Below are 626 nucleotides of genomic sequence, written 5' to 3'. Positions count from 1 at the left end.
GTTGGCCAACTGGGCGCCCCCGCCTCACCCGGATCGGACCCGCCCCCGGTGTACCGCCTCACCGACATCGCCCTTTCGAACTGGTACCTCATCCGGCGCGAGCAGATCCGGATTCGGGGCGCGGCGGCGCTCGTCGGGCCGACGGGGGCCGGCAAGTCGACGATCTTCGATGCGGTCGGCACCGTGCTGGCCGGCAACAATGCCAGCCGGCTGGCGCTGAACGCCTCGGCCTCGGGCCGCAGCGCGCGCACTGTGCGCGACTACTGCCTCGGCTGGATCAGCGACCCGGCCGAGGGCGGGCGCCCGACGCGCGAGGCCTGCGAGACCGTCATCGCCCTGGTATTCGAGAACGCCGAGAGCGGGCGCACGGTCTCCTTCGGGCTGGCGCTCGCCGCGCGGGCGACCGACCAGAAGGAGGAGGTGCTCTCCCGCTTCATCGCCACCGGGCACCGCTTCGAGATCGGCGACTACCTGCGCACCAATGCCGAGGGCAGCTTCACCGCGCCGTGGACCGAGATCGCCAAGGACCTGCGGCTGCGGGCCGAGCGCTTCGAGGAGTTCCGCTCCTCCGGCGAGCGCTTCACGGCGGAAGTGCTGGCGACCCTGCGCGAGGGTGCGCCGGCGCC

1 protein-coding gene is annotated in these 626 nt (G+C 72.8%); it reads left to right on the top strand.

Annotated features, from left to right (window positions below; genetic code table 11):
- Positions 1-48 precede the first annotated feature (48 nt).
- The coding region (locus tag FV223_RS29355; protein ID WP_147730079.1) for an ATP-binding protein at positions 49-626 on the top strand (578 nt) is incomplete at its 3' end.

Source organism: Methylobacterium sp. WL116, from assembly GCF_008039455.1.
Taxonomy (GTDB): domain Bacteria; phylum Pseudomonadota; class Alphaproteobacteria; order Rhizobiales; family Beijerinckiaceae; genus Methylobacterium.
This window is presented reverse-complemented; position numbering and strand designations above follow the sequence as displayed.